The organism is Rhodothermus profundi, from assembly GCF_900142415.1.
Lineage (GTDB): Bacteria > Bacteroidota > Rhodothermia > Rhodothermales > Rhodothermaceae > Rhodothermus > Rhodothermus profundi.
The window spans coordinates 170,342-196,142 of sequence record NZ_FRAU01000003.1 but is presented as its reverse complement, the minus strand read 5'-3'; the positions used below and the strand labels follow the sequence as shown (position 1 = coordinate 196,142).

Here is a 25,801-nt window from a genome sequence, read left to right as displayed (position 1 = left end):
AATCTCCAGGCAAAGAACTAAAGCCGATCTGGATGCCTGCTTAAAACCCTTTAAGGTTGGAACTGAAACGGGAAATGCGACCTTTCATCGTTTGAAAAAAAGTAACGTAATGGTCATGTGGATTTTGCTCGTAGAAGACGATGAGCGGCTGGCGCGGGCGCTGGCCCGCGGGCTGCGCGAGGAAGGGTATCAGGTCGATCGAGTAGCCGATGGCCTGGAAGCTGAAGCGCGCGTGCAGGCCAGCACCTATGATGCGCTCATCGTCGATTGGCGTTTGCCCCGAATGGACGGTCAGACCCTTGTCCGCCGCCTGCGGCAGGCAGGCTACCAGATGCCTATCCTGATGCTGACAGCATTGGATGATCTGGAGCATCGCGTGGCCGGCCTGGATGCGGGCGCCGACGACTATCTGGGCAAACCGTTTGCCTTTGAAGAATTGCTGGCGCGTTTGCGGGCGCTGCTGCGACGGGCGCCTGTGTGGCAACCCAGCGACTTAATTCGGGTAGGACCGCTGGAAATCAACGAACGACGCCGCCAGGCGCGAATCGGCGACCAGGTGCTTCCGCTTCGGCCCAAAGAGTACGACCTTCTGCGTTTTTTGGCTCGCCATCCCGGAGAGGTGCTTTCGCGGACACGGATCGCCGAACAAGTATGGGGCGATCCCTTCTACGTCAGCGACAATACCATTGATGTGACGGTTTCGGGACTGCGTCAGAAGTTGAGTGAGGCAACCCCGGCCCTGCAAATCGAAACGGTCCGGGGCGTAGGATATGCCCTGCGCGTCAGCTCGGAAGAAATGTTTTCCTCATGATGCGCCGCTGGAAACTGGTGCCGTGGTCGATTTCGGTGCGGCTGGCTCTCTGGTTTGCCGCTGCCATGTTGATTTTGCTGGGGCTGTTTTCTGCCTTCAGCTACTTTACGTTTCACGTAGCGCGTCACCGCGACTTTGACCAGCATCTGATTCATGAGACGCGTCAGTTACTACCCTTCGTGCAGCAGGGAATTGCCGGGCCGGTTTTTGTAGCTCTGGATACGCTACGCTCGGTTGCCTATCAGACAGATGGTATCTATGGAACCTACGTGCGACTGCTTCGACCTGATGGTGAAGTGGTCTACGAAAGTCCAAATTTTGCGCGTCATGCCCCGCTGCCAGTGCGCGTGCAGCCCATCCAGGAGCCCCAGGTGTACAGCCACGTCTGGGAAGATAAACCGGCGCGCACGCGCTACACGCCGCTTTTTTCGGAGGAGGGACGGCTATTTGGCTGGCTGGAAGTGACGGGGTTTGAGTGGTCACTTCACCGCGAGCTGCACCATCTGGGGCTTGTGCTGGGGCTGGGGATTCTGCTGAGCACCCTGTTGGCAGCAGTGGGGGGGTACTGGCTGGCCCGACGCGCTCTGCGGCCTGTAGCGGTGCTGACAGCCACGGCTCGCCAGATCGGGGCAGATAACCTGGAAGCTCGATTGCCGGTCCCGGGTGAGGTGCGAGACGAACTGAGCGAACTGGCAGAGACCTTTAATGATTTGCTGGATCGGTTGGCTGCCTCGCTGGAGCGCGAGCGGCGTTTCACGGACAATGCTGCTCATGAGCTCCTGACACCCCTTTCGGCCCTGCGTAGTGAGCTGGAAGTAGCCCTGCGGCGCCAACGTTCTGCCGCATATTACCATGAGGTGCTGCAGGAAGCATTGCGCGACGTGGAGCGCATGACCGACACGGTACGGGGGTTATTGCATCTGGCACGTCTGGAACGGACCGACACCCACGAACGCGCGCGTCCGATCGATTTAGTCGAACGCTGCCAGACTCGACTGAAGGATTGGCAACCGCGGCTAATGCGAGCTGGCCTGACGCTTGACGTGGTGCTGCCCGAAAGGGCCTGGGTATGTGGCGTGCCGGAGTATCTGGACGAAGTGCTGGATAATCTGCTCGCTAATGCGTGCAAGTATACGCCTCCGGGCGGACGGGTTCGGTTAGAGGTGCATCAAATAGATGGACAGGTGCGACTGCGCGTATCTGATACAGGGATAGGCTTCGATCCGGAAGAAGCCGCCCATCTATTTGATCGGTTCTATCGCGGACGCTCCGCCGAGGGAAAGCCGGGCTCTGGACTGGGGTTAGCCATTGTGCGCGCCATTGTGGAAGCCTGCGGCGGTTCGGTGCATGCCTGGAGCGATGGCCCGGGCCGCGGCAGTACGTTCGAAGTGCGCTGGCCTGCCTGCCCGGTTCCGGTACTGCCGGCCTGACAGACCGGTACGGGCTTTGTCGCAGTCTACAGAGGAAGCCTGTGGATGACAGCGTGTCAACCAGACCCAGAGGCGCGCCATGTCGATGACGGGATTGGACGTGTTTGACAGCACGATCCAAAAAACAAATACGTGGCTGAAGGAAATCCGTGAAGCGTTGCATCTGGATGAACATGTAGGTAATAGCCCGCACCCAGAGGAGACGGCCCGGCGCTACGCCTATCATGTGCTGCGGGCGGTGTTGCATCAGCTCCGTGATCGGCTGACCATCGAAGAAGCGGCACAATTTGCAGCCCAGCTCCCTCTGCTGGTACGCGGTATTTTCTTCGAGGGCTGGGATCCCACCGATAAGCCGCTTCGCCTGCGGCATGAGCAGGATTTTCTGCTGCCCATTCAAGAGGCCTTGCACCAGATTGGTCTAACTATCAGCCCGCAGCAGGCGGCGCGGGTTGTCTTTGAGGTGCTTAACCGGCACATTAGTGCCGGCGAGATTGCCGACGTGCGGGCTATGTTGCCTAAAGCCATCCGCCACCTGTGGCCCGAGCCTCTGCCACAAACAGCCTAGGAAGCGCTGGGGTGAACAGGGTGGCTGGCTTTCCGGCTACCCCGTTGTTATTAAGCTGCCAGCTCAACGCGCAGCACGAACGCTTCCAGTCGGCCGTAACGCACAGGCTGGATCAGCGTGGGATGATAACCTGCCTGCGCAAAGGCGTTGAGCCAGGAATCGCGGCGGGGCGTCAGGGCCACAATCTCGCCAATGGTGTACCGGGCGCAGGCCTGCGCAAAGTCGCGGTAGAGCTGGTCGATGCGCCGTGGGTCGCCCAGGCGCAGGCCGTACGGTGGATTGGTGACCACCGTCCAGCGCCCGCCGGCCATCCCTTCCAGGTATGTCATGCGCTCGGCGTTTCCAGCATGGACGGACACGTCGGCTGCAACGCCCATGGCAGCAAGATTGGCCTGCATGCCCCGGACGTTGCGGGCAAAACGATCCGCTGCCAGAATCGGAACAGGCGAGCGTGGGCGAACCTGGCATGTTGCCTGCTGGCGAAGCTGGTGCCAGCCGGCTGCGTCGAAGAAGGGAAGCCGAAAGAAGACCAGGTGCTCTTCTGGAAGCAACAGGCCTGGGGCAATCTGGCGCGCCATGAGCGCCGCTTCGATGGGAATGGTACCCCCACCGGCCATCGGGTCGATCAGGAGATCTACTGCGCTGGGAAAATCGGACAGGCGCAGCAGGGCAGCCGCTAAGGTGGGAAGCAGGGGAGCAAAGTGCTGAAAGGCACGGCGATGCCGGCGATGCAGGGGCGGACCTGACGCGTTGAGCAAGAGCAAAAGTTGATCGTCGCTCAGTTCTGCCATGATTTCTACATCCGGCGTTTCCAGGTCGGCGCGGATGCGCTGCCCGGTATGGGCGAGGATGCGGTCAACAACTGCTGTGCCGACCTCACGTGCTACATCCATGGAAGTAAAAGGATGGGTGCCGTGTCGCTGCGCCCGTACGGCAAACCGCTGGCTGGGATGTAGATAATCTTGAAAGGAGATAGCCTGGGCAAAATCTCGCACATCGTTTAACGTCTTAACTCGGCCTATCCCCAGCAATAGGTAGACGCGGTGCAGCGTACGCCCATAGAAAATCAGGGGAAGGCAGGCGTCCAGCGATGCCTCGGGCACGACCAGCTTAGCCGACTTCAGATAGCAAGCGCGGTAGCCCAGCTCTTGCAGTTCGGCGGCCACGACAGCTTCGAAGCCTGCCGCGCAGGAAATAATCGGGGGATTGGCCAGCGGCTCAGGAATCCAGGGATCCGGGAACGGATGGGGGGGAGGTAATGGTAAGGTCAGCGCATCCACGTATCCCGTGTGGCTTACTGAAGGAGCGGCCATAAGTTAAACAATTCGGGAAAACGGCGCCGGGGCTGTCCGTCAATTCTCTGTGCATCCTACATTACCCGTGAACCATTATGCAGGACCTATGGACGACGCGCAGCTTGCGGCTTATATCCGGGCGCTGGAGGCGCTTCGATTTGATCCGATAGGCCGCGTGGCCTATCTGGTGGAAAGTCCGGTGCCGGGCAGGCATCTGTTGCGGGCTGCGCTGTCTTTGGAAGTGGGGATAGGGTGCCCGGGTGATCACGCGCGTCGCCACGCGCCGGGTCGGGAAGTGAGTGCCATAAGCCTGGAAGTGTTGCGAGCACTGGGCATACCGCCCGCCGTTCCCGGGGATAATCTGATTCTGGAGGGTATTGACCTGCGGACCTTCAGCCCGGGGGATCGGTTGATGGTAGGCGATGTGGTACTGGAACGCAGCGACCGGCCGCATCATCCGTGCGCTACGTTTCGGGCGCGCACCAGCCCGGAAGCCTTTGAAGCCGTAGCGCGCACTGGTTTGCGGGGGGCCTTATTCCGGGTGTGCCGGGGTGGTATCGTTCACGTAGGAGATCCTGTTCGCAAGTTGTAAAACTCAGAGGGCCTATGCGCAGCTTGAGCATCCTGGCTATTGGACTGGCGGCTGTCCTGGTCGCCTGTCGTTCGGAAGGGCATACCTTGCCAGGTTCCGGAGAGGATTCGTTTATGCAGCTCGGACGACGCGTTTATCAGAATTATTGTGCTACCTGTCATCAGCCAAATGGGCAGGGAGTTCCGGGCATTTATCCGCCTCTGACGCCTAACGAATGGGTGCAGGGCGACAAAGGGCGGCTCATTCGGCTGGTGTTGCATGGGGCTCAGGGAGAGATGCGGGTGGGGGAGGAGGTGTACAATAATGTGATGACGGCGCATGATTTTCTGACGGATGAGCAGATCGCTGCGGTGTTGACTTATATTCGCCAGCACTTTGGTAATCAGGCAGCGGCTGTGTCGCCTGAAGAAGTGGCGGCGGTGCGGGCTGCCAGCCGGCAACGGGAGCCCTGGGATCCGGCTGTATTGTGGGAGCAGACAGGAATTCCAGAGGCGGAAGAAACATCAGAACATTGAGCGGCTCAATCAGCTCCGGTTGGCTCAAGGGGTTGGGCCGGAAGACGGAGTCGGCCAGTGGCGGCTTCGGCAGCATGGGCCAGTTGTTCCCAGGCATCGAACTGCCACAGGTAGGCGTGGGTGCGGATAATTCGAAGCTGACGTTGCCGGTAGGGGGAAGGAAGGGCAGCGGCCAGGTGGGTAAAACGTGCGACGAGCGTGTCCAGTCGGATACGGTTGGCGAACGTAAAGCCGAAGCGTTGGATGTCGTGGAGGAGTTGGGCGTACGCCTGATCCCATTGAGTTCGGTGAGAAGGGGAAGCCGGGGTGAAGGTGGTGTGGTCGAAGCGCTGCAGGAGGCGCAGGCCCTGGAATCCAAGCTGCCGGAGGCGTTGGGTGGTGCCCAGGGGAAGGAAAATACGGATAGGATGCTTAGTTTCCGTTATTGCAAAAAGGACATCCCCTGTCGGGGGAACGTTCGCGCTGTCAGGTACCTCTGGTAAATCAAAATGCGGGTTGAGTAGGCGGAATCGGTTGTAAAGGCTGGTTGCCGAATTGCCTACCCGCCAGTCCAGCGTATCGGCTCCCGTTGTACGCAGCAGCGTAAGCAGGTCGCTCAGGTAGAACGGATCCGAAGTGGTTATCTGCACCAGCTCGGCGCGTATGGTACGGCTGGTGTCGAGCGGCAGGTGTTCCAGCGCGCGGAGCGTACCGTAGAGAGACGGGATGTAACCTCGTGAATATTCCCGGAAGGTTGTGCGGCGGGCCAGTTCGTTAAACCCTTCGGTTATCGCCCAGAGATAGGCATCCAGCACGGTGGTTCCAGGCTGCAGGTAATCAAGACCCCGGGTGAGAAACAGGCGGTAGAGACGAAAGAGATTGGCTGGTCCGGTATGGTAAGCAGAAAGGCCGGGCACTTCGTGGCCTACTGCATTGGCATAACTGCGCATGACCAGAAAGGCCGGTTCCATGGTCAGCAGGGGATGCCATGCTTCGCGTATGCGCACTCGGGTGCCAGCCGCTGTGCGTAGCGTGTAATGGTGAAGATCATATTGGCGCAACAGGTAGGGCATAAGCTGATAGCGACTGCGTGCACCGGCTGGTGAGACCCGCCGGTCATCGCTAAACGTCTCTACGATGCTGACCGCTGTGCTGAGCAGGCTTAGATTGAGCGTTCGAGCCAGCCGGATTTCATACTCAAGGTAGGGGACTGCCCGCATAAAGGCTTCTTGCACCTGGTTAGCGCGTCCCCAGCGCACAACGAGATCGCGGCGTGGGAAGCCGCGGGCAACCAGACGATCCAGAAGGGAACGGGTTATGTCTCGACGCAGGCGATCTACTTGATCCCAGTCGGCGTGGCCGGTTGCCTGGTAGCGTTGCCGTATGTCGGTTAGCTCATACCGAACCAGCAGCGTTCCGCTGCGGCCGTCATAAATGCGGAGGGTAAAGTTGTCGTCAACGGCCTGGCGCAACGTGTACTGCGTGAGCAAATGCTGAAACGCAGGCAACAGAGAAGCCGCAGCAAGGGAGCGGTCTGAGGGAGTCAGCACGCCGGTAAAGTACGGCCCGTAGCGAACATCAGGATGCAGGTCAAAAGCCAAGGCGCCCAGGGAAAGAACGGAATGGTTACGGGGCGGGGAGGCAGGAGCAGAGGGCAAACTGGCCGAATCAGGAGGCAGGAGATATGTTCGGATTGCTGCGGCAAGTTGCGGCAGATTGACTGACACGATGCCTCCCAGGACGGCTACCCATAAAAGGCGCCAGGCATGCGGTCGCATCATGGGAACTTACGTAGGCTGCCAACCTGCGATCAGACTACACCCTATAATCGCGGCGAAATGCGTACCAATTGGGGTGTCAGACGCTGCGGGCAGCAAATTTTTCGGCCTGGCTGACCAGGTGGCGAAACAAAATTAATCCTTCGGTTCCCATCCGCTCAGGGTGAAACTGTACGCCTACGAGACGGCCGTCCGGTGATTCGATGGCCTCAATTACGCCGTCAGGAGCGCGGGCGCTGATGCGGAGTCCCTGGCCTACCGTGGCCACAGCCTGGAGGTGACGCGTGTTGACCTGCCAGGTAAGCTGACCTACCAGGCGGGCAAGGTGGGTATCGGGGGTTATGGCAAGGGCATGCTGCTGCCCTCCGCGTTTGGGGCTGTGGGGCAGTACGTCCTTGCGTTGTCGCTGCACGTCGGCATACAGGGTGCCGCCCAGGACCGCATTGAGCAACTGCATGCCATAGCAGATGCCCAGAATGGGTTTACCGGCTTCCAGGAAGGCCTCCAGATAGTATCGGTCGCTTTCAGTGCGCAGCGGCTGTGGCGGGTCCAGGTCATCGGGAAGCGTTCCGATCAGGCCATCCGTCACGGCAGGACCTCCGGGCACAACGAGCCCATCCAACTGCCGGGCAAACAGCCGAGCAGGAGCCTGGGAGCGAATTATCGGAAGCAATACCGGGAGCGCGCCCGCTTTTTCCAGCGCCTGCACGTAGGCATAGTCTATTTGCTGGCGGTTGCCGTCGAAGGCAGTCGTCAGGCCAATCTGTACCATCACCTCAGAGCTATCAGGGAAAGACCCGTCCCTTCTCCAAAGGGAGGAAGGTTGCTGGCCTTAATATAACATTTGCACGTACGCTTTGCCTTTTCTCTGAAAAAAGGACTTATCTTACAATTTGTATCTGCTGCCAATCACCAAAACCTGTCTGTCCTATGCCGGTACGTAAAGCACAGGCCGTCTGGAACGGCAATCTGCGCGAAGGAAAGGGAAGCATCGCTTTTGGTCCGTTCGAAGGAGCCTACACATTTGTTTCGCGCTTTGAAGAAGGGGAAGGCACCAATCCAGAAGAACTGCTTGCAGCGGCGCATGCGGGCTGCTTTTCGATGGCCCTGGCCCATCGGCTGGATCAGGCTGGCCACACGCCACGCCGTGTGCAGACAGAAGCGCGTGTGCATCTGGAAATGACGGGAGACGGGCCGCGAGTCAGCAAGGTGGAGCTGCATACGGAAGTGGAAGCACCAGGGCTGGATGAGCAGACCTTCCTGGAGCACGCAGAAGCGGCCAAGGAGGGCTGCCCCATTTCAAAGGCGCTGGCATCGGTGCCGGTCATTGAATTGCATGCCCGCCTTGTTTGAGGAACACCACAACGTTACAATATGGCAACGGCCGGCTTAACGTCGGCCGTTTTGCCATTTTTTCAGGAACGTTTATGCAGAGCGGGCGATCAGTTCTTCAAACGTACCGCTGGGTCCTATCAACCATCCGGATCCGGTTTCTATGGAGGGTGCTCGCATACGGCGCGTTGCCTTCGTCGGCAATTATCTGCCGCGTCAGTGCGGCATTGCTACCTTTACGACGGATCTGTGCGAGGCCGTAGCGGCGGCTGCTTCTGAGCTTACCTGTTTTGCGGTGCCGATTAATGACCGCACCGACGGATATGCTTACCCCCCACGGGTTCGGTTTGAAATTCCAGAAGAGGATCTGACTGCCTATCGGCGCGCTGCCGAGTTTCTCAACATCAACGACGTAGACGTTGTCTGCTTACAGCATGAATATGGCATTTTCGGGGGACCAGCCGGCAGCCATGTGCTGACGCTGGTGCGCGAGCTGCGCATGCCGGTTGTCACCACGCTGCATACTATTCTGCGGGAACCCGATGCGGAGCAACGGGCCGTGCTGGAAGAACTCGCGGCGCTCTCGGACCGCGTGGTGGTCATGACGCAGCGTGGAAAAGAGTTTCTTCAATCAATCTATGGGGTGCCGGAAAGCAAAATTGATTTGATCCCCCATGGCATTCCGGATGTGCCGTTTGTGGACCCCAACTTTTACAAGGATCGCTTCGGGGTTGAAGGCAAAATCGTATTGCTAACATTTGGACTTCTTTCCCGTAACAAAGGTATTGAGTATGTCATCGAAGCTCTGCCGGCTGTACTGGAACGGCATCCCCACGTCGTTTACATCGTACTGGGCGCTACTCATCCCCACGTACGCCAGGTAGAGGGCGAGAGCTATCGGCTCTTTCTACAACGTCGCGTGCGGGAGCTGGGCATTGAGGAGCATGTGATCTTTCACAATCGATTTGTCAGTTTAGAGGAGCTGGTCGAATTCATCGGGGCGGCAGACATTTACCTGACACCCTACCTGAACCGCGAGCAGATTACCTCGGGCACGCTGGCCTATACCGTAGGTTGCGGCAAAGCGGTCATTTCAACGCCCTACTGGCACGCAGAAGAGCTACTTGCGGATGGGCGCGGTATTCTGGTACCATTCCGGGACGCAGACGCTATCGCGAAGGCGATCAACCGGCTGCTGGACAACGAGGCCGAACGCCACGCCATTCGAAAGCGTGCCTACCTGTATGGCCGCCAGATGATCTGGCCAGTCGTGGCGCAGCGCTACCTGGAAAGCTTTAAGCGAGCCCGGGCCACCGGCACGACGCGCACGCGCGTGGCTATCCCGGCCCTGAACCAGCGACCCGGGGACCTCCCCATGCTCAAATTAGACCATCTGAAGCGACTGACTGACGATACGGGAATTCTGCAACACGCTACCTATTCTGTTCCCAACTATAACGAAGGCTATACGACCGACGACAACGCCCGCGCCCTCATTGTAGCCGTCCTGGTAGAGGAACTGGGCGGCAAGACCGCGACCGAAGCACCCGAGCTGGCCACTCGCTACCTGGCCTTCCTGTGGCATGCATTTAATCCAGAAACGGGGCGTTTCCGCAACTTTCTGGATTATAATCGCAATTGGCTCGAAGCGGTGGGCTCCGAAGACAGCCACGCTCGGGCACTCTGGGGGCTGGGCTATGTCGTCGGTCGATCTCGACGGACCGGCCTCTGGAAACTAGCCGGTCGGCTGTTTGAAGAGGCGCTGCCCGCTGCGCTGCGCTTTGCCAATCCACGCGCCTGGGCCTTTACCATTCTGGGGATTCAGGAATATCTACGGCGTTTCTATGGGGATCGTACCGCCCAGCAGGCGCGAAAAAAACTGGCCGACCGACTCTTCAAGCTCTACCAGAAACATCGACGCGATGACTGGCGCTGGTTCGAAGATCGCCTGACCTATGCCAATGCTCGCCTTCCCCAGGCGCTCATGATGGCTGGTAAATGGACCGACCGCTCCGAATGGGTAGAGGCCGGCCTGGAGGCGCTGCGGTGGCTGGTGCACGTGCAACTGGATGAACAAGGCTATTTTGCTCCTATTGGAAACGACGGCTTTTACGTCCAGGGGCAGCAACGTCCGTACTTCGATCAGCAGCCCATAGAAGCCAACGCTACCGTTTCTGCCTGCTTAGAGGCGTACCGCATCACCAACGATGCCTTCTGGTATCGAGAGGCGCAACGCGCTTTCGACTGGTTCCTGGGGCGCAACCAGCTTGGCTTGCCGCTGTATGACCCCTCCACAGGTGGGTGCTACGACGGGTTGCAACCCAATGGCGTGAACGAAAATCAGGGCGCTGAGTCCACGCTGGCTTTCTTGCTGTCTCTGCTGGAAATGAAGCTGGCCGAAGCGTATCTGCCGCTGCAACAGAAAGGCGTGGAGCCTAAAACAGCCCGGTCGCTTCAGCCAGCAATTCCCGCCGGCTCGGTAGAAGTGTAGCGCAGCAGCGCACGCGTCTCGGCCGGAAGCAGTAGCCGATTGCTGCATCTGTCAAAGGCGCTGTTCACCAGCGCCTTTGCGGTTTCTGGCGCTGCGCGCAGCACCCTTACCACAACATTCCTGAACGCTGGCACCCTGATGAATTTCAAGCAAGATGGGCACCTGAAGGTGGAGGGAACGTTTCCGAGATAAAAGAGGATTTTGAAATAAATATCATGCAGATACCTGCTGAACTTGTCCAGAAGTATAACCGCCCGGGTCCTCGCTATACGAGCTATCCACCTGCGCCTCACTTTCGCGCTGGCTTCTCCCCGAAACAGGTTGTCGCGCTGTTGCAGGCCGACAATCAACGACCTGACCCGGAGCCTCTTTCGCTTTACGTGCACCTGCCGTTCTGCCACACGCTCTGCTACTACTGCGGCTGCCACATGATCGTGACGCACCGGCCCGAGAAGATTGCCCGCTATCTGGACTATCTTACGCGGGAGATTGCGCTGGTTAGCCAGTGGGTGGCTCCAGGGCGTCCAGTTGTGCAGCTTCACTGGGGAGGCGGAACGCCAACCTATCTGTCGCCCGATCAGATCGTGGCCCTGATGAAGGCGCTCCGGCAGCACTTCGATTTTGCACCCGACGCCGAAATAGGCATCGAAGCGGATCCGCGCCGTCTTACCCGCGCCCATCTGGAAGCAGCCCGAGAGGCTGGCTTTAACCGCATTAGCTTTGGGGTGCAGGACCTGGATCCTGCTGTCCAGCAGGCCATTAACCGCGTGCAACCCTATGAGCAGGTAGCCACGGTTACCCGGTGGGCGCGGGAGCTGGGCTTTGAAAGTATTAGCTATGACCTGATATACGGCCTGCCCTATCAACATCTGACGCAATTTGAGCGGACAATCCGGCAGGTTATTGCGCTGGGGCCCGACCGCATCTCCCTGTTTAGCTATGCGCACGTGCCCTGGAAGAAGAAACACCAGCGGCTCATCCGTGAGGAATGGCTACCCCGTCCGGCTGAAAAGCTACAGCTCTTTCTTCGAGCTGTCGAACTGCTCACCACGGAAGGCGGTTACCGGTACATCGGTATGGATCACTTTGCGCGGCCCGATGATCCTCTCAGCCGGGCCCTGGATGAAGGCACGTTGCAGCGCAACTTTCAGGGCTATTCCACCCATGGCGGCACGGAGCTGTACGCTTTCGGCATCTCGGCCATCAGTCAACTGCGCCACGCCTACGTGCAAAATGTTCTTAAGCTTTCTGAATATTATGCCGCGCTGGACAACGGGCAGGTCCCCGTCGGAAAGGGATATGTCTTGACTCCTGAGGACCAGCTTCGACGATATGTTATCATGTCCCTGATGTGTCATTTCCGACTGAGCATTCCTGAAGTGGAGCAACGCTTTGGCATTGACTTCGAAAGACATTTCGCCGATGCGCTGGCGCAACTACGGGAAATGGAGGACGATGGACTGGTCGCATGCACCACCCAGAGCATTTCCGTTACCGAAACGGGCCGCTTCTTTGTGCGCAACGTGGCCATGGCGTTCGATGCCTACCTGTCTACAACCGCTGACCGTCCGCTCTACTCTCAGACGGTATAGCCGTCAGGAAGACGTCGGCGAAGGGTGAAGCGCGGCGGGCAGTTCACCGAGCACGGTCATGATGGCGTTGCGGGCGGTGAAATAAGCATTCCGAATGCGTTCGCGCTCGGTTACTGAAAATGTCTCCTTCTGGCGTAGCGCAGGGGCCGCGGCTTCCAGCGGAAGCAGTAGATCAAAGTAAAGACGTAGGCTGCTGGCCAGATCCATGCAGGGGCGCGCCATGAGATGCAGCGAAGCGTCTTCAGGAACAGGCACGTCGTGCCAGGTCAAAAAGCCCCGGAAGGCTGCGCTGAGCGCCTGCAAGGTGTGGTCGAGTGCGCTTCGGTAGTCAGGAGGCTGTGCTTCGAGGGCCTGACGGGCCTGCTGGAGCTCCTGTAGGGCTGTAGCCAGCAACGTGCGGGCTTCCCGGGTCCGATCCTGAATTGTTGTTTCCATGGTCGCAGGCATTTTCCACTACTGCGCGGGAATATACGGGCACAGGGCGAAAAGCGCCAGCCGGCAGTGCATCACGGCCACCGGACCCGGTACCTCGCCAGTGTTGGTGTCGCCCGCACTAATAAGTTTACCCAGGGTATTACCTCTTACTGTCAACACCTAACGATATTTCACGGAGTTGTGTAAGGAAACAAGTCCCGAAAGTGGAATCCGCGGCGGGTGACGCGCCGGCCGAGTCGATGGCGGACAGGGTGTTGAAATACCGGACCGTCAAAGACGAACGTGTGGAACTCTCCATTTTCGCCGCAAGGATCGACAGTTTCTGGAAGTTCCTGCAGAGCTTCTGGCGTCAGTTCGCGGCCAGCCCATGTGGGAGCGAGCTGGCGACCATCAACGCATACGATGCGCGTGCGGAAGCCCACCCGCCAGAAGGTATCGAGCAGGGCCAGGCTGTCCGTGCGTCGGCGGCTGCCGGTCCAGATGGGAAAAACCGGCGTCAATCCCAGCTTTTTCAGTTGCTGTTCCCGATAGGCGCGGATGTCTTCCAGAAAGATGTCGCCAAAGGCTACGTGACGAATGCCCTGGGCAATAAAAGGACGGAGGGCTTCTGCCCAGGCTGCTTCGTAGATTTCATTTGAGGCATCAGGAGGCAGCAAAATAGGAATCATGGGAGCCAGACTCATGGCGGCAATCTGCTGCTCGAGCAGCGCGCGCCGCACGCCGTGCATGGTAATGCGGTTGTAGGGCTGGCTGATCGTGCACAGGAAACCAGCCACGCGCCAGCAGTGATTTTGGAGGATGCGGTAAAGTGCCAGGGCGCTATCTTTGCCGCCGCTCCAGGAGATCAAAATGGGGACTGACATAATACATATCTGCCTATTGTTTATAAAAAATGTAATGCTGGTCTTTTTTTGATAGCAGAAGTTTTATATTATGCTGCCATCAAGCCTCACCCACCAACCAACACCCCACAGCTATGCGACGTTTGTTGAGCCTTCTTTTTGCCGCGTTCCTGACGGCGGGGGTATTGAGTGCCTGTGGACAGCGCGCAGCCGAACAGGCGGAGCAGGCCGAGCAGCCCGCCATGGAACAACAGGAGGCGCCTGCTGCCGACACGCTGCAGCAGGACACCACTATGGTAGCGCCGGACACGGCGGCTGCTGAAGAAATGTAATGCCTCCAGAGACGCGGTCGCTGAAGGCAGAAAAGGCGGCGGGCTGCAGCTATGTGCTACGACCCGTCGCCTTTTGTTTTGGGAAAGAAAACAGGGGCGCGCTTTACCCATCTCGCCCTTTTCGAAGGGCTCGTCCGGGGCGTGCGCCGGTGAGTTGGCCGTGGAGCAACACGGCCTGGCCATTCACAAATACGTGCACGACGCCCTCTGCGTACTGATGCGGGTGGGTAAATGTAGCGCGATCCTGCACGCGCGCCAGATCAAGCACCACCACGTCGGCATAGGCCCCCGGGCGCAATACGCCGCGGTCTTTCAGGTTCAGGCGCCACGCAGGGAGTCCGGTCATTTTGTGGATGGCTGCTTCGGGGGATAGCAGACCGCGCTCGCGCACGTAACGGGCCAGTACCCGGGCAAATGCCCCGTAATTTCGGGGATGGGGGACGCCCACGCCAGGATCCGGAATGCCTCCGTCGGAGCAGATCATGGTGCGGGGATGCTGCATGATGCGTTGGACGTCTTCCTCGCTCATGGCGTGAAAGATGCCCATGCAGCCGCCCCGTTCTTGAATTTCCAGCACCAGTTCGGCTGCTTCCTCGACGGTTACAGGACGTCCCTGTTCTTCCAGGACCTGGGCCAGATTTTTACCGTTCAGCGTTGTGTCCCATCGGCAAAAGGCCAACTGCACGCGAGACGGATCGCCACCTCCACGGTCTTCGCGCAGGTTAAAAAGAACGGCTTCCTTGATTTTACGCCGGGTGTCTGGATCCTGCAGGCGGGCTACCTGCGCTTCTCGGTCTCCCTCTAATGCCCAGGCCGGAAACAGCACGCTGATGCCCGTGCTCGAAGCCGTGTAAGGATATTGATCCATGGATATATCCAGCCCGGCCGCAAGGGCTTCGTCAACCAGGTGAAGCAACGCCCGGCTTTTGCCCCACATGCGGGGACCGATTACTTTGGTGTGGGTAATCTGTGCGGGCAGGCCCCCTTCGCGTCCAATGCGGATAGTTTCTCTTACGCTTTCCAGCACGTGCAGTCCCTCATCGCGCATGTGGGTGATGTAAATGCCGCCATAGCGAGCAGCTATCCGGGCCAGGGCAATGACTTCCTCGGTGCGGGCATAAGCGCCAGGTACGTACTTCAGGCCTGAGGAAAGACCCCAGGCCCCTTCTTCCATAGCCTGGGCTACCAGGGCCTTCATTTGCTCCAGCTCTTCAGCCGTGGGCGCGCGGTTTTCGTTGCCCATCACCGCACGGCGAACGCTCCCATGTCCCACAAACAATCCCAGGTTGATGGCTGCGGGAGTGAGTTCGAACCGGGCCAGGAATTCGCCGATAGGAAGGGGAGAGGAGCCGTCCTGCCCGGCAAACACCGTGGTAACGCCCTGGCGAATGTAGTTTTCAGCCAGTGGTTGGCGAAAGATGCCACTGGTTTCCGGGCCGCCCCGCACGGCATGGCTGTGGATGTCAATAAAACCAGGCGCTACGGCCAGGCCTTCGACATTGAGCCGGAGCGCAGCCTGCGCGGCTTGTAAATCGCCGATAGCTGCAATGCGGTCGCCGATCAGTCCGACATCGGCTACAAAAGGAGCACTGCCCGTTCCGTCGTAGATGGTGCCTCTCTCCAGGATGACAGTATACACCGTATCGAGCGGGGGCCAGGCGGTGCCAGCCATGGCCCAGCTACACAGGATCAGCAGCAATGCGCGCATAGCGATGACAAAAAGATGGTAGAACGTGCAGGAAAAATTTAATAGTTTGAACATAGAAGTCCAATTGCTGAAGACAAAAGTGCTATGCAACGCCGAGGATTTTACGCGCTCTTGCTGGGGCTTTTGATCGTGACGCCGGAGCTTCAGGCGCAGCATGCTTTGCGGTATGCCGTGGCGCCTGCTCCACCGCATGCATCCCTGCTCATTCAGATTCAGGATTCTATTGATGCGCTGATGCGCCGCTATGGCGTACCGGGCCTTTCGGTGGCTATTGGCGCTTCGGGGGCGTTGATCTGGGCGGAAGGTTTTGGCTATGCCGATGTAGAAAATCGCGTTCCGATGCTACCCCAGACCAAGCTGCGCGTGGCCAGTGTTTCCAAGTCGCTCACGTCCGCAGCGCTGGGATTGCTGGTAGAGCAGGGGAAGCTGGATCTGGACGCTCCGGTGCAGCGCTACGTGCCTTCTTTCCCCGAGAAGCGCTGGCCAATTACAACCCGCCAGTTGGCCGGCCATTTAGCTGGCATTCGGCATTACCGGGATCAAGAATTTTACAGCCGAAAACACTACAACTCCGTACTGGAAGCGCTGGAAGTTTTTAAGGACGACACGCTGCTGTTTCGGCCGGGCACTCGTTATGCCTACTCCAGCTATGGCTGGAACCTGATCAGTGCAGTGATTGAGGGAGCTGCCGGCGAGCCGTTTCTGGCCTTCATGCGTCGCTACGTATTCGATCCGCTGGGCATGCACGACACCGTGGCCGAGCACGTGGATAGCTTGATTTTTCACCGCGCGCGGTTCTATGTGTACCGGGATAGCCTGCTGATGAATGCTCCGTACGTGGACAACAGCGTCAAATGGGCGGGGGGAGGTTTTCTGTCAACAGCACCTGACCTGGTGCGTTTTGGCAACGGACTCCTGAGCGGACGTCTGCTCAAGCCTGAAACGGTGCATCTCCTGTTCACGTCGCAGCGCACTGCCGACGGCAAGGAAACTGGCTATGGCCTGGGATGGCGGACCGGTGAGCAATGGGGACGCCGTTTTGTATGGCACACCGGAGGTGCTGTAGGAGGAAGTTCGGTGCTGGTGCTCCTGCCCGAAGAGCAGGTGGTCGTGGCGTTGATCGCCAACCTGCAGGGCGTTCGGCTGGCGCCTCTGGGCTTCTGGATCGCCGATCAGGTAGCCCGGCATGTAGTGGAAAAAACAACTGCAGTCACCCCGAATTAAGGCAGAATTTGCGCGTTGTGCTGACCGTCGTAAAATTCGAGAAGAACCACCTCACCGGGTTGTACCTGATAGGATCGGGTGGCCAGATGGCCCTGGTAGCGCACGCGCACGTAGCCGCGCCGCAAGGGAAGCTGGGGATCAAAAGCACTCAGGCGGCTCTGAAGCAGCATCAGCAGGTGGCGCCGTCGGTCCAGGAGCTGTCGGATGTGCTGATGCAGACGTTCTTGCAAGCGAAGCGTGTCGGCTTTCAGGTAGGCCAGTCGGTCTGGAACGCGACGCAAGCCGTAGTGGTGCAACAACGTGTGCACGTGCTGACGACGACGCTGGAGAGCCTGCTGCAAGTACCGGTGCATGCGCTGCGCTGTCCGGGTTAGTTCTGCTTCCAGTTCTGTGCGATCGGGTACGGCAATTTCGGCAGCCATTGAGGGAGTAGCAGCTCGTCGATCGGCGACCAGATCAGCGATTGTGACGTCGGTCTCGTGCCCGACGGCACTGATGACCGGGATGCGGGAAGCGAAAATGGCGCGGGCCACTACTTCTTCGTTGAAGGCCCAGAGATCTTCGACCGAACCGCCTCCTCGGCCGACGATCAGCACGTCAGGGCGACGGTCGTCCGGCAGGCAATTCAGCATCCGGATCGCCTGTGCGATGCTCGGGGCAGCCAGTAATCCCTGAACCCGGACCGGACAGTGCAGCACTTCAACGAGCGGAAAGCGGCGCTGGAGGATGCTGAGCATGTCCTGCAACGCCGCTCCACTGTCGGAGGTGACCATGCCGATGCGTCGCGGAAAGCGCGGTAGTGGACGCTTACGGGCAGGGTCAAATAATCCTTCTGCAGCCAGCCGACGCTTGAGGGCTTCAAAAGCCTGTTGCCGGGCGCCGGCCCCTGCCAGGGTCATGGTCTCCACGATAAGCTGCAATTCCCCCCGCGGCTCGTAAAAGGTAAGGCGTCCGCGCACCTGCACCTGATGGCCGTCTGCGGGCTGAAAGAACAAACGCTGCGCCCAGCGGGACCACATGACGCACCGAAGCTGCGCCTGGCCGTCCTGCAGCGTAAAGTAGCAGTGGCCACTCTGGCGATGTCGCCGGAAATTGGACAGCTCTCCCTCGACGGTCAGTGTGTCGTAGAGCGCCTCAATCGTGTCGCGAAGCGCACCGGTCAGTTCTCGGACGCGCCAGACGCGCGGCTCAGAAGCAAACAATGGCTGCTGCATGGTGGCGTGTGCTGGGGTCTGTTTTCCGACCTAAGAAACAACATGCCGGAAACGCTAAGCAAGAAAATCCCAATTTTGAAGGATACCCGGCACTTTTGTAAAACAGTGGACGTTTAGAAGCCCTCACCCGTAACTTGGTCAGTCGATGGTCAAAAGACCGATGACACACCTGCACCAACCGATCCGCGTGTTGTTTGTCTGCCTGGGTAACATTTGTCGGAGTCCACTGGCAGCAGGAGTCTTTCGCAAGTTGGTCGACGAGGCGGGCCTGTCGGCGCACTTTGAGATTGATTCAGCCGGAACGGGTCCCTGGCACGTGGGCGAGCCGGCTGATCGACGCATGCAGCACACGGCCCGGCAACACGGAGTGGATTTGAGCAGCCATGTGGCCCGCCAGCTGAGCCAGGAAGATCTGGCCCGCTATGACTATATCCTGGTGATGGACCGAGAAAATCTGGAGGACGTGCTTCGGATGGACCGAGAGGGACGGTTTCGCGACAAGGTGCAACTCTTTCGCACGTTTGACCCGGAGCCAGGCAATGGCGAAGTCCCCGATCCCTATTATGGAGGCGCGCGCGGCTTTGAAGAGGTCTACCAGATTGTAGCGCGTACCGCACGCCGCCTGTTGGAACATCTGGTGGCCACGCACCGACTGCGGGAAATAGCCGGGCTGTCGCGATGAGGTTGCCCGAAGCGTTGCACCAGGCGCTGGCCGCTACGGTAGGCGAACCTGTTCGTTGTGCGGCGCCCGTTGGAGGAGGGTGCATTGCCCGGGCGTGCCGGGTGGAGACGGCTCGAAACACGTACTTTTTGAAGTGGGGACCGTCGGAAGTGGCGCAGACCTTTCCGGCCGAAGCTGCAGGACTGCGTGTGCTGCGCGCAGCCGAAAGCCCCCTGGTAATTCCTCAGGTGGTGGCGGTTGCCGAAGCGCGGCCAGATTGCCCGGGCTTTTTGCTTATGGAATGGATCGAGCCGGGGCGTCCCGGTCCTCGTTTCTGGGAGCACTTTGGGGAGGGGCTGGCGCAGTTACATCGCTGCCAGAACACCCGCTATGGGTTTGACCAGGATAATTTTATTGGACGCATGCCCCAGGAAAATACCTGGGAGGAGGACTGGCCGACGTTTTTCTGGCGGCATCGCCTTGAACCGCAGGTGCGATGGGCGCGAGAGCGAGGGTGCTGGGAACGCGCCTGGGATCGCTGGCTGGAGCGTCTGGAAGCCCGACTTCCCGAACTGCTGCCGGCTCGTCCGCCTGCTTCGCTACTGCACGGCGATCTCTGGAGTGGCAACTTTATGGTGACAGCCGATGGGCGCGCCGCGCTGATTGACCCGGCTGTTTACTATGGGGATCGCGAGACCGATCTTGCCATGAGCGAGCTGTTTGGCGGGTTTGATGCGCGTTTTTACGCAGCCTATCGGGCCGCCTGGCCCCTGGAGCCCGGTTACGAGGAGCGTCGGGAGTTATACAATCTGTACCACCTGATTAATCACCTGAACCTTTTTGGCCACAGTTATGCTGCGGGTGTGGCGCGGACGCTACGACGCTTTGCCTGAAAGGGTTCGCTGCATGCTTAGCCATTCGAGAAACGGTTCTGGATCACTCAGGTCGTCCAACAGCAAGTCAGGCTGACAGGCTGCGAGCGCCTCGCGTGGGTAGCTGCCAGTACAAACAGCAGCAACAGCAGCCCCGGCATGTCGAGCACAGATTATGTCGTGCGGCGTATCGCCGATAATGATGGCATGCGCTCCGGTGAATGGATAGCCAGTGGCTTCGCGAGCGCGTGCGATGGCTAGCGGGGGGAGCTCGTTGCGATTTGCATGGTCACATCCATAGGCTCCTTCGCCAAAATAGCCAGCCAGTCCTGCCAGGGCTAACTTATGGAACGCAACCGGCCGCAGGTTACCCGTTACCAGGCCCAGATAGACGTCAGGCCACTCGCTCAGCTCTTCCAGGAGCATGATGACGCCGGGGAGCACTTCAAGATGGTCCGGGCGCAGCCGCTGGAGCATAGCGCGACTGTAGACCTCAAGCGCTTCCGGAAGCAGGTAGCGGGCCATGTGCTCAGGCAGGCCGCTGGCTTTCAGAATATCCAGCAGAATGGCTGGATCTGTGCGACCGGCAAAATCAACGCCCTTCGTGGTTACCGGACGCCCCAACCACTCCGACAGGGCGGCTTCCATGGTCTGGCGTCCGAAGCCACGCGTGCGGATGAGTGTTCCATCAATATCGAACAGCAGCAGATGCACGGGTCGGCAAGGCTTATGTGAAGTACATGGTTGCCCAGTCGGCAACGCAGGCGTTTTATCCGGGTTCAGCGGGAATACATGATTTAACTAGAAAAAAACGTGCCGAATGCGTCAGTCCATATAAAAGGGGTGATTCGGACGGTTCTCATGCCGAATCTCGTCGACGGGCTCTCGGCGCCCCCAGCCTGCATAGAGGCGGTTAGGGCAGTTGATTAGCAGCGCAGGGGTGTCGCCTATATTTCGGTAGGCGTGCACTACACCCGGAGGAATCAGCGCGGTGACGGGATGCCCTTCGCCCACGTCAAGCACCTGTCGATGACCATGGGTGGGAGAATGGGGCCGGGCATCCCACAGGTACAGCCGCAGCCGACCGTGGAAGAACACAAACAGGTCGGTCTGCTCCCGGTGTTCATGGGGCCCACGGGTGATGCCGGGATGCGTGAGTGAGATATAGCCCATGACTGGATAGACGGAAGGGTCCAGCTCGTCCTGACGAAAAAACTCAGCCAACCAGCCGCGGGTATCCTCATGGCGCTTGAGGGGGCGGATTACAACGCCTTCAATCGGACCTTCTTTCCAGTTCATGGCCGATTGTTGCGCAGGTTTTCCAGCTCTTCGTAAACCAGATCGCGGGCCAGCCGATTTGCTTCATGCCAGCCCTCAAGGGTTCCTGCGTCTCCCCACCAGCCCTTCAGGATGCCATACGAAAGCTGGCCACGAGCAATGTAGGCATTACTGACATCACTCACTTCCAGCTCGCCGCGGGCGCTGGGTTTCAACCGGCGAATGACCTCAAAGGCATAGGCGTCATAAAAGTAGATGCCGGTAACTGCGTAGCGGCTGGGGGGATGGGCAGGCTTTTCGATGATTTCCACGATGCGGTCTCCTTCAATACGCGGGACGCCATAGCGTTCTGGATCGGGCACTTCCTTCAGCAGCACGCGCGCGCCGCCTCCGTAACGGCGCAATTGTTCCTGGTAGGCAGCTACCTCGTCATGCAGGTCTTCGGAGAGAATGTTGTCGCCAAGAATGACCAGGAATGGGTCGCCATCTACAAAACGTTCGCACAGCCCGATAGCCTGAGCAATACCGCCCGGCTCATCCTGCACCCGGTAAGTTAGATCCAGGCCAAAGTCGCGCCCGCTGCCCAGCAGGTTCACCACATCGCCCATGTGTTCGGGGCTGGTAACGACCGCCACCTCGCGGATGCCGACGCGACGCATCCGCATCAGCGGATGGTAAATCATGGGGTAGCGCCCAACGGGCAGCAGGTGCTTGTTGGTAACTTTAGTCAGCGGGTAGAGGCGGCTTCCGGTGCCGCCGGCCAGCACGATGCCTTTGAGCGGACGCTCCATTTAGCGCAGGGCGTATTGTTTTTCATAGTAAGCACGGTAAGAGGCGTCAGCGACGGCCTCCAGCCAGTCGCGATGCGTCAGGTACCATCGGACGGTTTCGCGGAGGCCTTCTTCCAGGGTGTAGGCCGGGGACCACCCGAGCTCCTGACGTAGCCGAGACGCATCAAGCGCATAGCGAAAGTCGTGGCCCGGCCGATCTTTGACAAAAGTGATAAGTTGGCGAGACTGGCCGGGAGGGCGTCCCAGCTCCTCGTCGAGCAGGTCCAGCAATTGTTCAACCAGTTCCAGGTTTTTGCGCTCGCAGCCTGCGCTGACCAGGTACGTCTGCCCGGTCTGTCCGAAAAACAAGATGCGCTCAATAGCCGTGCAGTGATCGCGCACGTAAAGCCAGTCGCGAACGTTTTCGCCCTTTCCATAGATAGGGATCGGACGCTGCTCCAGGGCATTCAGAATGACCAGTGGAATGAGCTTTTCGGGAAACTGGTACGGTCCATAATTATTCGAACAGTTTGAGATCACGATAGGTAATCCGTAGGTGTGCCAGTAGGCCCGCACGAAGTGGTCACTGGCAGCCTTGGAGGCAGCATAAGGCGAGCGTGGATTGTAGGGCGTCTCTTCAGTAAAGTAGCCTTCTGGCCCCAGGCTTCCAAACACTTCATCTGTAGAAATATGATAAAATCGAAAGCGCTTCGGGTCAGCCTGATCGCCCCAGGCTTTGCGGGCTGCTTCCAGCAGGGTAACGGTCCCCACCGTGTTGGTAAGCACGAAGGACAGGGGGGTCATAATCGAGCGGTCTACGTGGCTTTCGGCGGCCAGGTGCACGACAGTGGTGATGCCATACTCCCGAAACAACCGCTCCACCAGGGGCGCGTCTGCTACGTCGCCTCGCACAAACCGGTAATTGGGGGCCCCTTCAATGTCTCGGAGGTTGAGCAGATTCCCCGCATAGGTAAGGCTGTCGAGGTTGATAAATTGCACCGAAGGATGGCGGGGAACCATGTGCAGCAAAAAGTTCGAGCCAATAAAGCCTGCGCCGCCGGTCACCAGAATGACCTCTGGCGTATGAACAACAGGCGGTGTTTTCTCGGACATGCTGTTTTGCCTTGAATATGTGCTCCGGAAAAATCAGCTTCAATATAACGCATCAGAAGGAACTAACTTTCCCCGACCTTTTTAACTTCAGGCAATGTCTTCCTGATAGATCGACGCAAAAGTGCCCGTGCAAAAAGAAGACCAGCTCAGTCTGTTTCCCGCGCCTGAAGCCGATCGGCCACCGGCTGACATGCAGCGCCTGTATTTGATTGATGCCATGGCGCTGGCATACCGGGCGCATTATGTGTTTATCAGCCGCCCGCTTGTCAACACAAAGGGACAGAATACGTCGGCCACTTATGGCTTCACCATTTCGCTGCTCAAGCTTATTGAAGACCACGGTATGGATTACATGGCCGTGGTCTTTGACGCCGGTGGAGAGGAGGGGACATTTCGCGAGGCCATTTACGAGGAGTACAAGGCGCACCGGGAGCCTCCTCCCGAAGACCTGCTGGCCAACCTGCCCTGGATCAAGGAAATTGTTCGGGCGCTGGATATCCCGGTCATTGAGGAACCCGGTGTTGAAGCGGATGACGTTATCGGCACGTTGGCCCGCAAAGCTGAAACCTACGGCGTTGACGTCCTCATCGTTTCGCCGGACAAAGACTTCTTGCAGCTCTTGAGCCCGCACATTTCCCTTTATAAACCCTCGCGGCGTGGCGAGACGTTCGATCTCATTACAATAGAAACCTTTCGTGAAACGTATGGCCTGGAACCTCCGCAATTCATCGATGTGCTGGCGCTCATGGGAGATCCAAGCGATAATGTGCCGGGCGTACCAGGCATCGGGGAGAAAACGGCCGTGCAACTCATTCGCCAGTACGGCTCTGTAGAAAACCTGTTGGCCCATGCTAATGAGGTAAAAGGAAAACGTGCCCGTGAAGGACTGCTAAATCACCGCGAGGACGCTCTGCTATCCAAACGGCTGGTAACCATTCGAACCGACGTGCCTTTATCAATCCGCTGGGAAACGTTCCACCGCGCTCGCCCCGACCTGCCTCGCTTGCTGCAACTCTTTCAGGAGTTAGAGTTTGATTCGCTGGTGCGACGCATCCGGGAGGGCGGACTGGCCCGCATCACGAACGGGGAGGCCGCGCTGGCCGAAGCGCTGGAAGAAGCAGCAGCGCCATCGTTTGATTTTGGCCCCTATGAACCTCTTGAGGTGTATGATCCGGAAAAGGCAGACTATCGGATCGTACGCAACCAGCAACAGCTCGATGAATTAATCGCGCAGTTGGACGGACTGGAGCGGCTGGCAATCGACACGGAAACAACGTCGACGGAGGCCATGTGGGCCTCACTGGTCGGAATCGCCTTCTCCTGGGACAAAGGTCAGGGCTACTATGTGCCCACGCCGCTGCCGGACGGCACCCCGACCGAAGTGGTGGTCAAGCGACTGGCGCCCATTCTCCAACGCGCGCAGCGCAAAGTCGGGCAAAACCTGAAATACGATCTGGTGGTGTTGGCGCGGCATGGTGTTGAGGTGCCGCCACCGTACTTCGATACCATGGTGGCGCACTACCTGATCGCTCCGGAAGAACCCCATAACCTGGACGTGCTGGCCCGGCAGTACCTTCGGTACCAGATGGTCTCTATCGCTGAACTAATCGGCTCGGGCCGGGACCAGAAATCCATGCGCGATGTGTCGATTGAGGAGGTGGGGCCCTATGCCTGTGAAGATACGGACATTGCACTGCAGCTTGCCGAGGTGCTGGCGGCAGAGCTAGACCGACTCGGGCTCCGGCATATTGCCGAAACGATGGAGTTCCCGCTCATTGAGGTGTTGGCCGACATGGAGCGGACAGGCGTCTGCATTGACCGAAACGTGCTTCGAGAAATCGGAGCACAGCTTGAAGCGGAACTCCATAAGCTGGAAGCAAAGATTTTTGAAATAGCGGGCGTCACGTTCAAAATTGGATCGCCGCAGCAACTGGCAGACGTCTTGTTTAACCGACTGGGATTGAAACCCCGGGGCCGCACCAGCACTGGCAAGCTGTCCACCCGGGAAAGTGTGCTTCAGGAGCTGGCTACGCAGCATCCACTGCCCGGACTGGTGCTCGACTGGCGACATCTGGCCAAGCTGAAAAGCACGTACGTTGATGGTCTGGAATCCCTCGTCCATCCGGAGACCGGGCGCATTCATACCACCTTCAACCAGACGGTAACGGCGACCGGACGACTCTCGTCCAGCAATCCGAACTTGCAAAACATTCCGGTGCGCACCGAGATGGGGCGGGAAATCCGGCGGGCTTTTGTGCCGCGGCCCGGCTGGAAGCTCCTGTCGGCCGATTATGTGCAGATTGAGCTGCGTATTCTGGCAGCGCTCAGTGGGGACGAAGCGCTCCGCCAGGCCTTCTTAGAAGGTCAGGATATTCATACGGCAACGGCAGCACGGGTTTTCAAGGTACCTCCTGAAAAGGTGACGCCTGAGCAGCGCCGCCGCGCTAAGATGGTCAATTATGGGATTCCCTACGGTATTTCAGCGTGGGGTCTGGCCCAGCGACTGCGGTGCTCTACGCGCGAGGCGCAACAGCTTATCGAAGAGTATCAACGGGCCTTTCCTGGCGTAACCCGTTTTCTACACCGCCTGATCGAAACCGCGCGACAGCAGGGCTATGTTGAAACCCTGCTGGGGCGTCGCCGCTACGTCCCGAACATTAACGCGCGCAATCGGGCCGAGCGATCTATGGCCGAGCGGATTGCCGTAAACATGCCTATCCAGGGCACGCAGGCCGACATGATCAAGCTGGCCATGGTGCATATCTACCACCGATTGCAGCAAGAAAGACGGCAGGCTAAGATGCTGCTGCAGGTGCACGATGAGTTGGTATTTGAGGTGCCACCTGAGGAGGTGGAGCCGGTGCGCCGGCTGGTTGAGGAGGAAATGAAGCAAGCTCTGCCTCTAGAAGGCGTACCGATCGAAGTGGATATTGGCGTGGGCGACAACTGGCTGGACGCCCATTGAACGAAGT

24 protein-coding genes are annotated in these 25,801 nt (G+C 58.8%); 13 read left to right on the top strand and 11 right to left on the bottom strand.

Annotated features, from left to right (window positions below; genetic code table 11):
• Positions 1-115 precede the first annotated feature (115 nt).
• The 3 genes from BUA15_RS05945 to BUA15_RS05935 all read left to right on the top strand — a co-directional run bounded on the left by BUA15_RS05945 (position 116) and on the right by BUA15_RS05935 (position 2,806).
• Positions 116-811, top strand: coding sequence for a response regulator transcription factor (locus BUA15_RS05945; protein WP_072715060.1), 696 nt, complete (start codon positions 116-118; stop codon positions 809-811).
• Entirely contained in the window at positions 808-2,241 is a 1,434-nt protein-coding gene (locus BUA15_RS05940; protein ID WP_245771945.1) for a sensor histidine kinase, read from the top strand. Before BUA15_RS05945 ends, BUA15_RS05940 begins: the two co-directional genes overlap by 4 nt.
• A gap of 79 nt (positions 2,242-2,320) precedes the next feature.
• Positions 2,321-2,806: a DUF2267 domain-containing protein gene (locus BUA15_RS05935; protein WP_072715059.1), complete on the top strand. Its 486-nt coding sequence runs from the start codon at positions 2,321-2,323 to the stop codon at positions 2,804-2,806.
• A 50-nt stretch (positions 2,807-2,856) separates the two neighbouring features.
• On the opposite strand, the gene BUA15_RS05930 is transcribed toward BUA15_RS05935, so the two are convergent.
• Positions 2,857-4,119, bottom strand: a complete 1,263-nt coding sequence (locus BUA15_RS05930) for a THUMP domain-containing class I SAM-dependent RNA methyltransferase (protein WP_072715058.1) — start codon at positions 4,117-4,119, stop codon at positions 2,857-2,859.
• 88 nt (positions 4,120-4,207) lie between these two features.
• Between BUA15_RS05930 and BUA15_RS05925 the strand changes: the two genes are divergently transcribed.
• Both BUA15_RS05925 and BUA15_RS05920 read left to right on the top strand, forming a co-directional pair.
• Positions 4,208-4,693: an MOSC domain-containing protein gene (locus tag BUA15_RS05925; RefSeq protein WP_072715057.1), complete on the top strand. Its 486-nt coding sequence runs from the start codon at positions 4,208-4,210 to the stop codon at positions 4,691-4,693.
• Between the two features lie 14 nt (positions 4,694-4,707).
• Positions 4,708-5,208, top strand: coding sequence for a c-type cytochrome (locus BUA15_RS05920; protein ID WP_072715056.1), 501 nt, complete (start codon positions 4,708-4,710; stop codon positions 5,206-5,208).
• 5 nt (positions 5,209-5,213) lie between these two features.
• On the opposite strand, the gene BUA15_RS05915 is transcribed toward BUA15_RS05920, so the two are convergent.
• Together BUA15_RS05915 and BUA15_RS05910 are read right to left on the bottom strand one after the other, a co-directional pair.
• Positions 5,214-6,968: a hypothetical protein gene (locus BUA15_RS05915; protein ID WP_072715055.1), complete on the bottom strand. Its 1,755-nt coding sequence runs from the start codon at positions 6,966-6,968 to the stop codon at positions 5,214-5,216.
• A gap of 76 nt (positions 6,969-7,044) precedes the next feature.
• Positions 7,045-7,737, bottom strand: coding sequence for a gamma-glutamyl-gamma-aminobutyrate hydrolase family protein (locus BUA15_RS05910; protein WP_072715054.1), 693 nt, complete (start codon positions 7,735-7,737; stop codon positions 7,045-7,047).
• Between the two features lie 158 nt (positions 7,738-7,895).
• Between BUA15_RS05910 and BUA15_RS05905 the strand changes: the two genes are divergently transcribed.
• From BUA15_RS05905 to hemN, 3 genes are all read left to right on the top strand, one after another.
• Positions 7,896-8,318, top strand: coding sequence for an OsmC family protein (locus BUA15_RS05905; protein ID WP_072715053.1), 423 nt, complete (start codon positions 7,896-7,898; stop codon positions 8,316-8,318).
• 142 nt (positions 8,319-8,460) lie between these two features.
• Positions 8,461-10,788 (top strand): glycosyltransferase family 4 protein, encoded by a 2,328-nt coding sequence (locus BUA15_RS05900; protein WP_072715052.1) that lies wholly within the window; start codon positions 8,461-8,463, stop codon positions 10,786-10,788.
• Between the two features lie 215 nt (positions 10,789-11,003).
• Positions 11,004-12,380: an oxygen-independent coproporphyrinogen III oxidase gene (hemN, locus tag BUA15_RS05895; RefSeq protein WP_072715051.1), complete on the top strand. Its 1,377-nt coding sequence runs from the start codon at positions 11,004-11,006 to the stop codon at positions 12,378-12,380.
• 3 nt (positions 12,381-12,383) lie between these two features.
• Here hemN and BUA15_RS05890 read toward each other — a convergent pair whose 3' ends face one another.
• On the bottom strand, positions 12,384-12,815 hold the full coding sequence (locus tag BUA15_RS05890; protein WP_072715050.1) for a hypothetical protein: 432 nt from the start codon (positions 12,813-12,815) through the stop codon (positions 12,384-12,386).
• A 170-nt stretch (positions 12,816-12,985) separates the two neighbouring features.
• The gene (locus BUA15_RS05885; RefSeq protein ID WP_072715049.1) at positions 12,986-13,678 is read right to left on the bottom strand and encodes a Dph6-related ATP pyrophosphatase; all 693 of its coding nucleotides are present in this window, start codon (positions 13,676-13,678) and stop codon (positions 12,986-12,988) included.
• A gap of 113 nt (positions 13,679-13,791) precedes the next feature.
• On the opposite strand from BUA15_RS05885, the gene BUA15_RS05880 reads away from it, so the two are divergent.
• Positions 13,792-13,989, top strand: a complete 198-nt coding sequence (locus BUA15_RS05880) for a hypothetical protein (protein WP_072715048.1) — start codon at positions 13,792-13,794, stop codon at positions 13,987-13,989.
• 103 nt (positions 13,990-14,092) lie between these two features.
• On the opposite strand, the gene BUA15_RS05875 is transcribed toward BUA15_RS05880, so the two are convergent.
• Complete coding sequence (locus BUA15_RS05875; RefSeq protein WP_072715179.1) at positions 14,093-15,697, bottom strand: N-acyl-D-amino-acid deacylase family protein; 1,605 nt, start codon at positions 15,695-15,697, stop codon at positions 14,093-14,095.
• An 84-nt stretch (positions 15,698-15,781) separates the two neighbouring features.
• Between BUA15_RS05875 and BUA15_RS05870 the strand changes: the two genes are divergently transcribed.
• Positions 15,782-16,921, top strand: a complete 1,140-nt coding sequence (locus BUA15_RS05870) for a serine hydrolase domain-containing protein (RefSeq protein WP_072715047.1) — start codon at positions 15,782-15,784, stop codon at positions 16,919-16,921.
• On the opposite strand, the gene xseA is transcribed toward BUA15_RS05870, so the two are convergent.
• Entirely contained in the window at positions 16,918-18,135 is a 1,218-nt protein-coding gene (gene xseA, locus BUA15_RS05865; RefSeq protein WP_072715046.1) for an exodeoxyribonuclease VII large subunit, read from the bottom strand. The genes BUA15_RS05870 and xseA overlap by 4 nt on opposite strands.
• A 160-nt stretch (positions 18,136-18,295) precedes the next feature.
• Between xseA and BUA15_RS05860 the strand changes: the two genes are divergently transcribed.
• Together BUA15_RS05860 and BUA15_RS05855 are read left to right on the top strand one after the other, a co-directional pair.
• On the top strand, positions 18,296-18,817 hold the full coding sequence (locus BUA15_RS05860) for a low molecular weight protein-tyrosine-phosphatase (RefSeq protein ID WP_072715045.1): 522 nt from the start codon (positions 18,296-18,298) through the stop codon (positions 18,815-18,817).
• The gene (locus BUA15_RS05855) at positions 18,814-19,689 is read left to right on the top strand and encodes a fructosamine kinase family protein (RefSeq protein WP_072715044.1); all 876 of its coding nucleotides are present in this window, start codon (positions 18,814-18,816) and stop codon (positions 19,687-19,689) included. Before BUA15_RS05860 ends, BUA15_RS05855 begins: the two co-directional genes overlap by 4 nt.
• Here the strand turns inward: BUA15_RS05855 and BUA15_RS05850 are convergent.
• The 4 genes from BUA15_RS05850 to rfbB all read right to left on the bottom strand — a co-directional run bounded on the left by BUA15_RS05850 (position 19,672) and on the right by rfbB (position 22,829).
• On the bottom strand, positions 19,672-20,382 hold the full coding sequence (locus BUA15_RS05850) for an HAD hydrolase-like protein (RefSeq protein ID WP_072715043.1): 711 nt from the start codon (positions 20,380-20,382) through the stop codon (positions 19,672-19,674). The two genes, BUA15_RS05855 and BUA15_RS05850, sit on opposite strands and share 18 nt — an antisense overlap.
• Before the next feature lie 111 nt (positions 20,383-20,493).
• Positions 20,494-20,967, bottom strand: coding sequence for a dTDP-4-dehydrorhamnose 3,5-epimerase family protein (locus tag BUA15_RS05845; RefSeq protein WP_072715042.1), 474 nt, complete (start codon positions 20,965-20,967; stop codon positions 20,494-20,496).
• The gene (locus BUA15_RS05840; RefSeq protein WP_072715041.1) at positions 20,964-21,737 is read right to left on the bottom strand and encodes a sugar phosphate nucleotidyltransferase; all 774 of its coding nucleotides are present in this window, start codon (positions 21,735-21,737) and stop codon (positions 20,964-20,966) included. Before BUA15_RS05840 ends, BUA15_RS05845 begins: the two co-directional genes overlap by 4 nt.
• On the bottom strand, positions 21,738-22,829 hold the full coding sequence (gene rfbB, locus BUA15_RS05835; RefSeq protein ID WP_072715040.1) for a dTDP-glucose 4,6-dehydratase: 1,092 nt from the start codon (positions 22,827-22,829) through the stop codon (positions 21,738-21,740).
• A 127-nt stretch (positions 22,830-22,956) separates the two neighbouring features.
• Here rfbB and polA point away from each other — a divergent pair, with 127 nt between their 5' ends.
• Complete coding sequence (polA, locus tag BUA15_RS05830) at positions 22,957-25,794, top strand: DNA polymerase I (protein ID WP_245771944.1); 2,838 nt, start codon at positions 22,957-22,959, stop codon at positions 25,792-25,794.
• Positions 25,795-25,801: the final 7 nt, after the last annotated feature.